Annotated in this window: 14 protein-coding genes; 9 read left to right on the forward strand and 5 right to left on the reverse strand. The window is 43.3% G+C overall.

Annotation, left to right across the window (positions count from 1 at the left end; all coding sequences use genetic code 11):
* Positions 1-317: 317 nt before the first annotated feature.
* The 5 genes from ACUNWA_RS06280 to yidD all read right to left on the reverse strand — a co-directional run bounded on the left by ACUNWA_RS06280 (position 318) and on the right by yidD (position 4,232).
* On the reverse strand, positions 318-1,148 hold the full coding sequence (locus tag ACUNWA_RS06280) for a metal ABC transporter permease (protein ID WP_445591039.1): 831 nt from the start codon (positions 1,146-1,148) through the stop codon (positions 318-320).
* Positions 1,132-1,893, reverse strand: a complete 762-nt coding sequence (locus ACUNWA_RS06285; protein ID WP_445591040.1) for a metal ABC transporter ATP-binding protein — start codon at positions 1,891-1,893, stop codon at positions 1,132-1,134. The genes ACUNWA_RS06280 and ACUNWA_RS06285 overlap by 17 nt, the downstream gene beginning before the upstream one ends.
* Before the next feature lie 5 nt (positions 1,894-1,898).
* Complete coding sequence (locus ACUNWA_RS06290; protein WP_445591041.1) at positions 1,899-2,759, reverse strand: metal ABC transporter solute-binding protein, Zn/Mn family; 861 nt, start codon at positions 2,757-2,759, stop codon at positions 1,899-1,901.
* 199 nt (positions 2,760-2,958) lie between these two features.
* Positions 2,959-3,693, reverse strand: a complete 735-nt coding sequence (locus ACUNWA_RS06295) for a sulfite exporter TauE/SafE family protein (RefSeq protein WP_445591042.1) — start codon at positions 3,691-3,693, stop codon at positions 2,959-2,961.
* Between the two features lie 275 nt (positions 3,694-3,968).
* The gene (gene yidD / locus ACUNWA_RS06300; RefSeq protein WP_445591139.1) at positions 3,969-4,232 is read right to left on the reverse strand and encodes a membrane protein insertion efficiency factor YidD; all 264 of its coding nucleotides are present in this window, start codon (positions 4,230-4,232) and stop codon (positions 3,969-3,971) included.
* 270 nt (positions 4,233-4,502) lie between these two features.
* Here yidD and ACUNWA_RS06305 point away from each other — a divergent pair, with 270 nt between their 5' ends.
* The 9 genes from ACUNWA_RS06305 (at position 4,503) to ruvA (ending at position 13,070) form a co-directional block, all read left to right on the forward strand.
* Positions 4,503-5,183 (forward strand): ferredoxin--NADP reductase, encoded by a 681-nt coding sequence (locus ACUNWA_RS06305; RefSeq protein WP_445591043.1) that lies wholly within the window; start codon positions 4,503-4,505, stop codon positions 5,181-5,183.
* A 142-nt stretch (positions 5,184-5,325) separates the two neighbouring features.
* Complete coding sequence (rlmN, locus tag ACUNWA_RS06310) at positions 5,326-6,354, forward strand: 23S rRNA (adenine(2503)-C(2))-methyltransferase RlmN (RefSeq protein ID WP_445591044.1); 1,029 nt, start codon at positions 5,326-5,328, stop codon at positions 6,352-6,354.
* Between the two features lie 375 nt (positions 6,355-6,729).
* A complete protein-coding gene (locus ACUNWA_RS06315; protein ID WP_445591045.1) occupies positions 6,730-8,589 on the forward strand; it encodes a PAS domain S-box protein in 1,860 nt (619 codons plus the stop codon).
* 124 nt (positions 8,590-8,713) lie between these two features.
* Positions 8,714-9,286, forward strand: coding sequence for a TetR/AcrR family transcriptional regulator (locus ACUNWA_RS06320; protein WP_445591046.1), 573 nt, complete (start codon positions 8,714-8,716; stop codon positions 9,284-9,286).
* 69 nt (positions 9,287-9,355) lie between these two features.
* Positions 9,356-9,952, forward strand: coding sequence for a porin family protein (locus tag ACUNWA_RS06325; RefSeq protein ID WP_445591047.1), 597 nt, complete (start codon positions 9,356-9,358; stop codon positions 9,950-9,952).
* 185 nt (positions 9,953-10,137) lie between these two features.
* Positions 10,138-10,638: a hypothetical protein gene (locus ACUNWA_RS06330; protein WP_445591048.1), complete on the forward strand. Its 501-nt coding sequence runs from the start codon at positions 10,138-10,140 to the stop codon at positions 10,636-10,638.
* A 96-nt stretch (positions 10,639-10,734) separates the two neighbouring features.
* Positions 10,735-11,268, forward strand: coding sequence for a nitroreductase family protein (locus tag ACUNWA_RS06335; RefSeq protein WP_445591049.1), 534 nt, complete (start codon positions 10,735-10,737; stop codon positions 11,266-11,268).
* 105 nt (positions 11,269-11,373) lie between these two features.
* A complete protein-coding gene (gene pdxA / locus ACUNWA_RS06340) occupies positions 11,374-12,474 on the forward strand; it encodes a 4-hydroxythreonine-4-phosphate dehydrogenase PdxA (protein WP_445591050.1) in 1,101 nt (366 codons plus the stop codon).
* Positions 12,475-12,485: 11 nt separating this feature from the next.
* A complete protein-coding gene (ruvA, locus tag ACUNWA_RS06345) occupies positions 12,486-13,070 on the forward strand; it encodes a Holliday junction branch migration protein RuvA (protein ID WP_445591051.1) in 585 nt (194 codons plus the stop codon).
* Positions 13,071-13,075: the final 5 nt, after the last annotated feature.

The following is a 13,075-nucleotide window of genomic DNA, read 5'->3' on the forward strand; positions in this document are numbered from 1 at the left end:
AACTTTTCATGTTGAATTACAAAGACCTGAGCTGGACAACAAATGAAAGCAACTATATGGTAATCTTAGCTATGCTCTTCACTTCGGGTACCATGGTTATTTCAAACCGAGCGGAACAAAAGCGCAAACACCCCCAAAGATAAACCTACTTCCTAATTTCCGGTTTTTTAACCGGCTTCACCACAATCTCGCTTTGACAGTTGGGGCACAAGTAAACCTCACAGCCGGTACAGGCAAAACAGTTGCTGCAATCACGCCTCAACTCATCTTTCAGATACGAATTGCCACAACTCATACAAGTTAATTGAATTGGTTGATCAGGCACGAACAAGCAGATTTTGTCGGATAAAAATAGCCAGTTTAATCAATCCGAATTGAAGCACCAAGGTGAATATAATGGATGCTCCGGACGGAATATCGACATAAAAAGAGAAAAGCAAACCAACAAAGGAGCCGATAAAGGCGAACAAAACCGAAATCGGCATCATCCGCTTAAAGTCCTTGGTAAACAGGTTGGCTGTTGCTTGAGGCAAGGTCAACAACGAAAGAATCAAAATAATCCCTACCACCCGGATGTTCAGCACAATGGTTATCGCAATCAAACTAATCAGCAAAAAGTTGATCAGTGTTACAGGCAAGCCAGTTGTTCTGGCAAATTCTTCATCGAACGCCACATACAAAATTAAGCGATAGAACAAGGTGAAAAACAAAACCAACACCACCGAAAGCACCCCCATAAACCACAGTTCCGAAACCGATACGGTGAGCACACTTCCAAACAAATAGCTCATCAGGTTGGGTGCGTAGCCTGGGCTAAGGTAGATAAAGATGATCCCGATAGCCATCCCTAATGACCACCATATGGCGATGGAGGAATCTTCGCGTACTTTAGCTTTTTGCGTGAATAGTTGAATTCCCCAGCCCGAAAGAATCGCGAAGATAGCCGCGCCCAGCAAAGGATTCCAGCCTAGAAAATAGCCTATTCCAATACCGCCGAAGGAAGAATGCGTGATACCGCCACTCACAAAAACAATCCGTCGGGAAACAATGTATGTACCAATAATACCGCAACTCACCGCTGCAAAAAACGATGCCCAAAAGGCATGTATAAAAAAGTCGTATGAAAATAAATCAATGATTGTGTCCATGATCATGGTGGTTTTCATGCATACTCAATACCGTATGCGGAATGTGTCCGTGAGTAATAATTTGCAGCGGACAATTATAAGAAGCCAGCTGTTCGGTACTAATCACATTGCTGGGATGATAATGCACCTGCCGGTTTACACAGGCAATGGTTTTCACATAGTAAGAAATGGTTCCCACGTCATGCGAAATCAGCAAAATTGCCATCCGCTGGTTCAACTCTTTCAGTTTTTCGTACAACTCACTCTCAAACTGATTATCAACAAAAGTGTCCGGTTCATCCAGAATCAGCAATTCCGGCTGGTTCATCAGCGATCGACACAGAAAGACGCGCTGCATCTGCCCCCCCGAAAGCTCTCCAATGGCTTTGTGTTTGATCGCTAAAATACCCATTTCTTCGAGCAAGTGCTCAGCATACTCGCGATCGGCAGGATCTTTCTTCAAAAGCGATAAGAACTTTGTCCCTACTTTACCTGACTGGACCACATCCAGCACGGTTATCGGAAATCGTTTATCCACTTGGTTGATCTGTGGCAAATAGCCCACTTTTTTCAGGGGAATGTGAAACTTGATGCTTCCGCTTTCCGGCTTCACCAAACCAAGAATTGCCTTAATCAGGGTCGTCTTTCCTCCGCCGTTTGGCCCAATCACACCCAGAAAATCATTGGGTTGAATCACCAAATTGGCATCCTCCAAAACTCGCTGCTTATCGTAACTTACCGAGAGATTTTTTATTTCAACCAGCATATCTTTCATTTCGACGCATCCACTAATTTATCAGCAATGTTACGCAGTTCCTGTTCCCAGTTTTCATTCAGCGGATCAAGCTGCACCACTTCGCCCTGCAGTTCATCAGCCAGTTGACGGGCATTTTCCTGGTCAAATTCTTTTTGAATAAACACCACTCGAATACCAACATCCCGGGCATGCTTCACCAGTTGGCTCATATACTTAGCCGAGGGCTCCTTGCCCTCCAGCTCAAGCGATATTTGCTCCAGGTCATAGTCTCGGGCCAAGTAAGTCAAGGCCGGATGAAAGATCAGAAACTTTCGGCTTTTCAAGCCATCAAACTGACTCAAAAGCTGCTCATCCAACAAGTCAATTTCCGTTAGAAAAAGTTCATAATTCTGTTTAAACGAACTGGCTTCATCCGGAAATAAACTAACCAGTGCCTTGTGGGTCAGAGCAGCGATTTTTCTAGCTTCGGCGGGCGACATCCAGATGTGAGGATCAACCCCATGCGCATGTACATGATCGCCATGCTGTTCTATTTCATCAGCAATCCAATCGGCATCAGCCGAGGTATCAACAACTTTCAAGTGCGGATTCCCCTGTTCAATCTTTTCATGCCAGGCATCTTCAAAACCAATTTTACCGATGCGAAGCCAGGCTAGTGAACGCGACAAATCTTTCATTTGCGAAGGCAACAAAGAATAGGTTGACGGGCTGGCACCAGGAGGAACCAACACTTGCACCTCGACCAAATCGCCGGCTATTTTCTCCACAAAATACTTTTGCGGGAGAATGCTAACCGTCAGTAAATTTTTATCGCTTGTTTTTGGTGTGCTACATGCTCCCAAAAAAACCAAGGCTATTAAAACCAGTCTTTTCATTTCTTTCATTTTATCTTCGGAATTACTCAAACAGTAAGACTCAAGAAACCAGTCAGGAAGCTAACGTAATCTTTAGTCAGTCCTATTTTCTCCATTTTCGTCAATAACTGTTTTCAAATTCAAAGATAGTTAAACTTAGATACAACTGGTGAAGTAACCCTCCAGACGATTTTTTGTTGACTCCGCAAACAAAAATAAGTTACGAGGATACCAGTGTCCGAACAATAATAAAAAGGCCCAAAAAGAGGTTGATGTAGAGTATCACTTTCCGAAAGAAAAGCTGGTTCACTTTTTGAGATAAACCATCGCCTATTTTTGTTCCCAGCACAATGACCGGCAGCAGGAAAAGCGCAAATTTCAGCGAGAAAGCCACAAATATACCATGCACAACATACAACACCGAACTTATGGCTGCATTGATAACACTCACTAAGGCAAATATTTTACGAAACGACTCTTTTGAATACCCTTTCCGATTCATGGCCAAAGCAATTGGAGGCCCACCAATGGACATACAGGAAGTAAGCAGTCCGCTCAAGAAACCAGCAAACACAATGGGTTTCTCCCGACGACTTTCCGAAACCGGGTGATTGCCTCCGAGCAAGAAAACCATCGAGATGGAAAAAATAGAAATACCGGCCGCCAGCTTCAGCATTTGCTCCGGGAAAAGAGTCAACACATAAACTCCCAGCGGGATACCCATAAAACTAGCCAGTAGCATCGGCAAAAAATGTTTGGCTCTAATCTTTAGTTTGATTGATGCCAGAAGATACACCGACGTGATTAAATTGAACAAAGTCATGGCCGGAATTAACGACTGAATTGGAAAAAACAACGAAAGCAAAGGAACTGCCAGCAAGGCAAACCCAAAACCGGTCATCCCTTTCAACAGGGCGGCCATTAATACCACAACAACACTAATCACCCACTCCATATAATTATTTTTTTCAAAGGTAAGAAATAAGTATAAATACTTAGTCCGAACCAATCCTTAATAAATGCGGATGGATGAACATTAACTTTTCATGAATTTCGTTTCCACATCAAAATAAGTGAAGAACACTTGACTTTCTGGTCATTCAAATATTCATCATGTGAACAACGGTCAAAGGCAACAGGGAAAAATAACACGCCACAAGCCCGAACGCCTCAACACTCGCAATAAATTGAAGAAACGCATCTTACGCTCAGACAAGACTCCGTCTATTACTATTTCAACTTTAGCTTTTTGATTTTAATCTGTTTTCTGTCCGGAACCGGATCATAGCCATGCGTCCCCCACGGATGGCATTTGGAAATACGTTTGACGGCCAACCAAAATCCTTTAAACGGGCCATGAATTTTAACCGCCTCAACAGCATATTGCGAACAAGTGGGGACATGGCGACATGACGCTGGAGTAAGCGGTGAAATGGCATACTTGTAGAAATAAACTGGCAGCAGTAACAACCAGCCCAACACTTTTAATATCATTTTTGCCACACATTGCATAAAATTAGTCCCCTTCATTGAATAGCGCAAAATTAATGAATTTTACGAAGGATTGAGAATCAACAATAAAGACTTAGCCGTTATTCAAGACATATGGGGATTTGTTCCGGAAATTCATCCTATTTGTTGCACGCAACAAAAAAAGGGAAAAAGCATAATGCAATAATTACCATTCGTTTCATGATTTTTCTTTTTTTGATGAAAACCAAATGCTGTTGGTTGCGTTAATTGGTTGAGTAAATAGATTAAACAATGCCCAAAGCGGAAGAATATCAAAAAAAAGCCATTCAGCTAAACCAGGAAACAGTGACCGGAAACGAAGAAATCTCCCCCGGGGTGTTTCTGATTTCCTACAAACGGAGACATGACTTCATCCCCGGACAAGTCGTAAAAATTGCCCTTGACAACACGCAGCCACCGCGCATCTACAGCATCTGCAGTGGCGATCACGAAGAGGAGATCCGGGTACTATTCAATATAAAGGAAGAGGGCTACCTCACCCCAAAGCTGGCAGCCATGATTCCCGGCGACCAGCTGCTGGTGTCGGAACCTTACGGCAGCTTTCTGGGAACCAACAAGCCCGCCTGGTGGATTGCCACAGGAACTGGCATTGCCCCGTTCTACAGCATGTTTCGCTCTGGACAGTTCGAAAACAAAACACTGATTCACGGTGCCCGCCACCTCAACCAATTCTATTTTGAAGACGAACTGGACTGGTCTCTTGACAAAAATTACGTTAGATGTTGCTCGCAAGAACAATCGTGCGATGTGTTTCCGGGACGGGTAACCGACTATCTGAAAACCGTGAAGAATTTTCCGGATGATCAGCACTATTACCTCTGCGGAAAAGCACTGATGGTGGTGGAAGTTCGAGACTTGCTGATTGAGCGCGGCATTCCTTACGAAAACATCATAGCCGAAATTTACTTTTAGGCAGAGTTCAGCTAAGCTTTCAAATGCTAATCGGTTTGCCGGTTTGCTTGAAAGTAGAAAACTTGCAAACATTGAAAAGCGATTGCGTTTCAACTGTTTTCGCATCTGAATCTCTTTTATAACTTTGCAGAAAATTTACACGATGGTCAAAGAAGCACTTTTTGGAAAAACACTAGGCGAATTGCAAGAACTTGTTTTAGAGTTGGGATTGCCCAAATTCACAGCCAAGCAATTGGCTGATTGGCTCTATAAAAAAGAAGTGTCTTCGATTGAAGAAATGACCAACCTCTCGAAAAAAGCACGCGAACTGCTTACCGAAAAGTATTCATTTGGACTGATCAATACTACCAACGTACAGAAAAGTACTGATGGGACAAAAAAATACCTGTTCCCAACCGGCAATGGCAAGTTTGTTGAAACAGCCATGATTCCGGATCGCGATCGCAAAACGGTATGCGTATCCTCACAGGTTGGCTGTAAAATGGGCTGTCTGTTTTGCATGACCGGCAAGCAAGGTTTCCAGGGACAACTGACAGCCGGTGAAATTGTGAACCAAGTTCGAAACATCCCGGAATGGCAGGACGTGACCAACATTGTTTACATGGGTATGGGCGAGCCATTTGACAATCTGGATGAAGTGCTGAAAAGTACCGAGATAATGACATCGGAATGGGGATTTGCCATGAGCCCGCGCCGGATTACAGTTTCCTCCATTGGCATCGTTCCCGGCCTGGTGCGTTTTTTAAACGAAAGCGAAGCCCATTTGGCTATCAGTTTGCACACCCCTTTTCATGAGGAGCGCCAACAACTAATGCCGGTAGAAATTGCCTACCCGCTGGAAGACGTATTACAGGAAATTCGCAACTGGGACTTTGGCCGCCAGCGTCGCGTTTCATTCGAATACATCGTATTCCACGGACTGAACGACACACCAGCCCATGTCCGGGAAATGGCTCGCCTACTGGATGGCATCAAGTGCCGAATCAACCTCATCCGATTCCACCCGATTCCCAACACCCCACTAAAAGGAACAGACGAAGTCACGCTTGTGGAATTTAAAGAAGGATTGGAAGCCAAAGGAATTACCACCACCATTCGTGCTTCACGCGGACAGGATATTTATGCGGCTTGCGGGCTGCTGTCAACCAAAGCATTGGATAAAAAGGATTAAAAGTCAATCCCGATCATTTAAAACTCGTCTCAGAATGAGGGATTGCTAAGTTTATTCCACCTGCTCAAGCTTTCAACAATCCTATAGGCAAGCAATGTTTTGTATGAGCCGAGCAGAATGCTCCGACAGATAACATCTTGGCCAATACCAACTTTGCATTGCTGAATACAAGAAACACCTCTCCATTGCACAAATAAAATTTAAAAGTGATATATTTGGTATTGCGACCTAAACTTTGCAAAAGATAATATCGATGCAAAAAGTTCACTGAACGCGAAAACGAGCTTGCATGCCACATCAAACTCAACCGTTTCAATACATGTATTTTCTAGATCTGTGACTTGAAAAACCAGGATACAAACATGCCCTGACATCATGAAAACAGAAGATGAAAACCAACAATTAAAAGAAGGTATCCAAAACAAGAATGGGGAACTCTTCCATAAGCTGTTTGAAGATCACAAAGCAGCCAATCTGGTCATTGATCCGGATTCGGGCGCGATTATGCATGCCAACCGACAGGCTGAAAAGCTCTATGGAATACCTGTTCAAAAGATTCAGCAAATGCGGATCCAGGACTTCAGCATGGAATCAGCCACGGAAATCCAATTCCTGCTCAACCAGGCCCGCAAAAACAAGCTCGACTATTTTGAGTGCCACCAAACAACCAGTAAAGGTTTCCCGATAAAAACCGAAATGTGCGTCAGCACCATTGAATTTGGAGCCAAACTTCTTTTACACCTCATCATTTATGATAGCGAACAGCGCAAAAAAAACCATAAGAGAGTATCACTTAGTGAAAAACGGTTACGCCAGGCAGAACTTGCTTCAAAATCAGGAAACTGGGAACTCCACCTCAATGACATGTCTATTCTCGCATCCAGAGGGGCCAGAAAGATATACGGAGTCAACCGCGACCAGTTTAATTATGAAGTCATCAAAGAATTTCCGCTGCCAGATTACCGGCCTAAGCTTGATAAAGCATTAAAAAATCTGCTGCATCAAAGTAAACCCTATGAGGTAGAATTCAAGATAAAAGCTGCCGACACCGGCCAGATCAAAGACATTCATTCCACCGCCACTTTCGATAAAGAAAATGGCATTATCTTCGGTATCATTCAAGACATTACCGATCGCAAAAAGCAGGAAGAAGCCATCAAAAAAAGTGAAGCAAACTACCGCCATCTTCTGGAGATGGCTCCTGATGCTTTCTTCCAGGGTAACAGCAAGGGCGATTTCATAATCGTTAACGACAAAGCATGCGAACTAACCGGCTTTTCGAAAGATGAACTTCTTCAAATGAACATGAATGATCTGTTCACCTTAAGCCAGCTGCACCAGAATCCATTGAGATACGACCAGCTCAAATCGGGGGAGACACTGAAAGTTGAGCGGGAGCTTAAACAAAAAAATGGAACCACGATAGAGGTCGAGATGAGTTCAAGAGCCATGTATAACGGAACTTACCAAAGTTTTATTCGCAACATCAGCAAGCGCAAACAAGCCCAGCGAAACCTGAAAGAAAATGAAATCCGTTTGCGTGAACTCAATGCCACCAAGGACAAATTCTTTTCTATCATTGCTCACGATTTAAAAAGTCCGTTCAGCAGCATCATCGGCTTCTCAAGCTTACTGGCCGACAAAGTTGAAATTAAAGACTTTACAGGGCTCGAAAGATATGTCCAAATCATTCAACAATCGGCACAAAATGCCATGGATCTGTTGTTAAACCTCCTCGAATGGTCTCGCTCACAAACCGGAAGGACACAGTACAACCCAGAACATATTGACTGTATTTCGCTCATCGAAGAAGCCACGCTACTACTGAATGAGAATGCCGAACAAAAATCGATTACTCTGGTAAAAGAGCTTCCAACAAAAGCACCGGCATTTGCCGATCACTACATGATTTCAACGATCCTGCGCAACCTGATTTCAAACGCCATAAAATTCACCAATCCGGGAGGTCAAGTTACCATATCAGCCCAACAAAAAAAAAACGGATTAATGATTTCCGTTGCTGACGACGGAGTCGGCATTCAGCAAGAAGCCTTACAAAAGCTCTTTAGGATTGAAGAAAGCTATTCAACTCCGGGAACAGTCAATGAAATGGGAACAGGTCTTGGCCTAATCCTCTGCAAGGAGTTTGTAGAAAAGCACCAAGGGCAAATATTTGTTGAAAGTGAAGTTGGCAAAGGGAGTCGGTTCCAATTTACCATCCCCAAAATCGGCTAATGAACCTTAAGATAAACCCGTTGGCAGAAGCAAAACTTGAAGTTCCTTTTAATATTTTTTGTAATTGAATTCGTTTTCCAAAAATATTTGTACTTTTGAACCGAATTAGTCGAAAAACAGATCCTTGAGCGAAAAAGTAAGAAATAGCATTATTGAGGTAGCCCGTGAAACCTTTGCCAGGTACGGGTTTCGGAAGACAACCATGGACGAAATTGCTGTGGCTGCCCGAAAAGGGAAAAGTTCGCTTTACTACTACTTCAAAAGTAAAGAAGAAGTTTTCCAAGCCGTTGTTGAACAGGAAGCTGGCATTCTATTTTCGAAAATTGAACGCTCGGTACAAGAGCAACATACAGCCCGCGAGAAACTATCAGCCTACGTTTTAGGGAGAATGAAAGGATTTCGTGATTTCGTCAATTATTACGATGCCTTGAAAAATGACTTTCTAAGCAAAATTGAATTCATAGAACAAATCCGGAAAAAGCACGACCAAAAAGAACAAGCTACGATTGCTCGAATCTTGGAAGAAGGAATTCAAAGTGGGCAATTCCGAAGCCTAAACGTCAACCTTACAGCCCGAACAGTTGTGATTGCCCTGCGCGGCCTCGAGGAACCCTATTTCCTTACTGATGAAGAGATTGACATTGAAGAACGCTTAAATGATTTACTAAACATTTTATTTCATGGGATAAGCACTTAAAAAAATTTGCTTCTCTTTCGACGTTTAGACGTATTCCGTCGAATGAAATAACAATTAAAACAAAGAAAAATGAAACAATTAAAAACACTCAGCCTGCTGATTATGCTTATTTCAAGTTCAGTACAGGCATTTAGCCAAGTTGAGTTGGGTGCCCAACTGGGAGTTGGAGCTACAACTCAGTCCGACTTGGGAAACATCTGCAAAAATGGAAATCGGCATCACAATGTCAACGCAGGCTTATTAGCACGCTACCGCACCAACGATTGGTTCGCTATAAAAAGTGGACTACTTTGGACACAGAAAGGAAGCCACGACGATAACGCAGATGAAACTTACCGCATAGATTATCTTGAACTTCCTGTAAAAGCCGAATTTTCTTCTGCCTTGGTTGAAGGGAAAGCATCCCGAATATTTTTGGCAACGGGCCCCTACCTTGCTTCCCGCTTGAAGGCAGAATATGAACTGGCCGAAGCAACCACTAAGATCAAGGATGGGGTGAAGCCGACCGACTTTGGCTGGGCTTTCGAATTGGGCTTTGAGCTTCCGGCAGCCGCCCACAAACTGCTAATTAGCTTAAACTATGACATGGGTATTTCCGAGGTTTACAAACTCGAGAATGACATTCAGAACAAAGCGCTTTCCCTGAACTTAGGCTTCTTGTTTTAACCGAGTCAATATTTATAATTTCTTAAAAAGGCCGTTCGAGTTCAGCGCGAACAACGGCCTTTTCTATTTATCTCCATCAACTTGCACGCATTGCTCCTTCCATTCGAAGGCCCTACTATTCGACATAAAAGCCTACCATCTTTCCACTAATTTTCATACCTTGCAAATGGCAATATTGACAAACTATGGAAAAACTTTATTGGACAAAGAGCATTTTTAGAAACCAATTGCAAATTACTCGTAACTCAGAGCAAATCGGACTGATTGAATGGAAAAACATGTTCAGTTCAGATGCACTGGCAACGATGAAAGGAAGACGCTTTATACTTACCCGTGACTTTTTCCTATCCAAATTGGAAATATTTGACACCAACAACCAAGCACCTTTGGCCTCCATCATGATCAACCTATTCAATCCCAAAACCAACGTGGTGATCAATGGAAAACGCTTCGAGTTGGAAATTAAAAACTTTTGGCAATCACGATGGGCCTGGAAATTCAATGGACAGGAAATCATTATCTTCCAAAGCTTTGAATTACTATCAAAAGACAAAGGGCAAATCGAAATCTACTCAGCTGACACCGAAGAACTGGAACTGCTCATTTTACTCGGGCTGTTTGTACGAAACCAGCTCATCCTTTTCATGTTGTTACTTTTGTTAATTATTTTTGCCATTCTGATCTAATTTTACACATGCTTTCTTATTTTTACAAGACCTGAGTTTCCACTTTTCCAAAAGCAACAACTCAGCAAGCATCGATCAGACATAAAAATCAAAAACATGATTGAATTACTTCGCTCGCGCAGGAGCATACGAAAGTTTACAAGCGAAAAAATTGATCTCGACAAGCAGAAACTGCTTCAGGAGGCAGCCTTACGCGCTCCTTCTTCTAAAAACGGGAATCCCTGGGAATTCATCTTTGTTGATGATCCAAGCCTCATCCAGCAATTAAGTCAATCCAAGCCACATGGAGCCGCCTTTCTCAGCAATGCTCCGCTGGCAATCGTAGTATTGGCCGATGAAAACAAGGGAGATGTTTGGATCGAGGATTGCTCCATTGCCAGTATTTTACTGCAGCTTACCGCTCAATCACTCGGTTTGGGAAGCTGCTGGGTGCAAATTCGCAACCGCCCACACGATCAGAAACAAACAGCTGAGCAGTTTATCCAACAGCTGCTTAAGCTTCCGGAAAATCTCCGCATACTAAGCATAATTGCCGTTGGCCACCCTGCGCAAATCCGCCCAGGGAAGCCGATCAACGAGCTTGAATGCAACAAAATCCATCATAATCGATTCGGTCCAGGCGAACCCTAATCTATTTTGATAAAGTTCAGATAAAGAATTAACTTTGCCTTTCACATAAAATATCTGTGAACAAGAGATTTCAAGATTTCCACAACATCATAAGAGACTGATAAAATGAGCAAACACAAAATAAGAATCGGCATATCACAAGGCGACATCAACGGGATTGGCTATGAAGTAATTATGAAAACCCTGTTGGATGCACGTATTCTGGAAATGTGTACCCCTGTGGTGTATGGCTCTCCCAAGGTTGCTGCCTATCACCGAAAGGCCCTGAATTTAAACAATTTCAACTTTAACAATATTCAGAATGCCCGCGAAGCTGACCCGCGACGCGCGAACATCATCAACTGTATTGATGATAATATCCGCGTTGAACTGGGGAAATCATCCGGAATTGCAGGAGAAGCTTCCTATATGGCACTGGAACGAGCTGTTAATGATCTGAAGGCCGGCGACATCGATGCTTTAATTACAGCCCCAATCAATAAAGACAATATCCAGTCAGATAAATTTGATTTCCCGGGACATACTGAATTTTTAGCCGAACAATTTGGTGCCAAGAATTACCTGATGCTGATGGTCGGTGAAATTATGAAAATCGGCGTAGTCACTACCCATGTCCCTCTGGCCAAAGTTTCTTCCCTGATTACCAAGGAAGCAATTTTAAGTAAACTGCGAATCATGGATAGCTCATTGGAAAAGGATTTCAGCATTAAAAAGCCCCGCATCGCAGTGCTTGGACTAAATCCTCACGCTGGCGATGGCGGCTTGCTGGGAACCGAAGAAAAAGAGATTATCATGCCTGCCATTGAGCAAGCCAAAAAAGAAGGAATACTGGCGCTTGGACCTTACCCCAGCGATGGATTTTTCGGATCGGGCGACTATGCCAAGTTTGATGCGATTCTGGCCATGTACCACGACCAGGGACTAACCCCTTTCAAGTTGGCTTCGTTTGACAAGGGCGTGAACTATACGGCAGGGCTGCCATTTATCCGCACTTCGCCAGCCCATGGTACTGCATTTGATATTGCCGGAGAAGATAAAGCCTCTCCCGACTCCTTCAGACAAGCACTTTACCTGGCTATCGATGTTCACAAAAGTCGCGAACGCTATAAGGAAATTAATAAAAACCCATTGAAGAAATTTGAAATCAACCCCAACCAGGTTGATGAAAACATTGATTTGCAATCCTCAGACGAACCTGAAAATTAAAGCACAGCATCATGTACGAATACATTCAGGGAAAACTAACTGGACTGACCCCAGCGAATGCCGTCATCGAAGCAGGCTCAATTGGTTATTTCATTCATATTTCACTCAACACCTATTCTCTCATCAACGGAAAAGAACAAACGAAACTCTTTTTACACCAAACCGTTCGAGAAGATGCTCACCTGCTTTACGGGTTTGCCGAAGCCAGCGAGCGCGAACTATTTCGCTTGCTGATCTCCGTTAATGGTATCGGCTCCAACACCGCGCTGATGATGCTATCATCGCTGGCTGCTGAAGAAATTCGTCAGGCCATCTTGGGAGAAGATGTTAACTTACTAAAAAGCATAAAGGGCATTGGTGCAAAAACAGCGCAGCGAGTGATCATTGACCTGAAAGATAAGATTGGAAAAACGGCTGCCAGCGACCAAATTTTAATCTCAAAAGCAGACAATACAATCCGCGATGAAGCGTTATCAGCATTAGTAATGCTGGGATTCGCCAAGAAGAATATTGAAAAAGAGCTGGATAAACTTCTGAAAGCCAATCCTGAGCTAACCGTCGAAGACACCATAAAAAGAGCCCTAAAAGGGCTGTAACGTTG

The organism is Sunxiuqinia sp. sy24 (genome assembly GCF_052677165.1).

Excerpts from the sequence above, each read along its gene's own strand:
- ACUNWA_RS06295 (WP_445591042.1), bottom strand. The coding sequence starts at position 3,693 with ATGGAGTGGGTGATTAGTGTTGTTGTGGTATTAATGGCCGCCCTGTTG.
- ruvA (WP_445591051.1), top strand. The coding sequence starts at position 12,486 with ATGTACGAATACATTCAGGGAAAACTAACTGGACTGACCCCAGCGAAT.
- yidD (WP_445591139.1), bottom strand. The coding sequence starts at position 4,232 with ATGATATTAAAAGTGTTGGGCTGGTTGTTACTGCTGCCAGTTTATTTC.
- ACUNWA_RS06325 (WP_445591047.1), top strand. The coding sequence starts at position 9,356 with ATGAAACAATTAAAAACACTCAGCCTGCTGATTATGCTTATTTCAAGT.
- rlmN (WP_445591044.1), top strand. The coding sequence starts at position 5,326 with ATGGTCAAAGAAGCACTTTTTGGAAAAACACTAGGCGAATTGCAAGAA.
- ACUNWA_RS06285 (WP_445591040.1), bottom strand. The coding sequence starts at position 1,893 with ATGCTGGTTGAAATAAAAAATCTCTCGGTAAGTTACGATAAGCAGCGA.
- ACUNWA_RS06330 (WP_445591048.1), top strand. The coding sequence starts at position 10,138 with ATGGAAAAACTTTATTGGACAAAGAGCATTTTTAGAAACCAATTGCAA.
- ACUNWA_RS06315 (WP_445591045.1), top strand. The coding sequence starts at position 6,730 with ATGAAAACAGAAGATGAAAACCAACAATTAAAAGAAGGTATCCAAAAC.
- pdxA (WP_445591050.1), top strand. The coding sequence starts at position 11,374 with ATGAGCAAACACAAAATAAGAATCGGCATATCACAAGGCGACATCAAC.
- ACUNWA_RS06335 (WP_445591049.1), top strand. The coding sequence starts at position 10,735 with ATGATTGAATTACTTCGCTCGCGCAGGAGCATACGAAAGTTTACAAGC.
- ACUNWA_RS06280 (WP_445591039.1), bottom strand. The coding sequence starts at position 1,148 with ATGGACACAATCATTGATTTATTTTCATACGACTTTTTTATACATGCC.
- ACUNWA_RS06290 (WP_445591041.1), bottom strand. The coding sequence starts at position 2,759 with ATGAAAAGACTGGTTTTAATAGCCTTGGTTTTTTTGGGAGCATGTAGC.
- ACUNWA_RS06305 (WP_445591043.1), top strand. The coding sequence starts at position 4,503 with ATGCCCAAAGCGGAAGAATATCAAAAAAAAGCCATTCAGCTAAACCAG.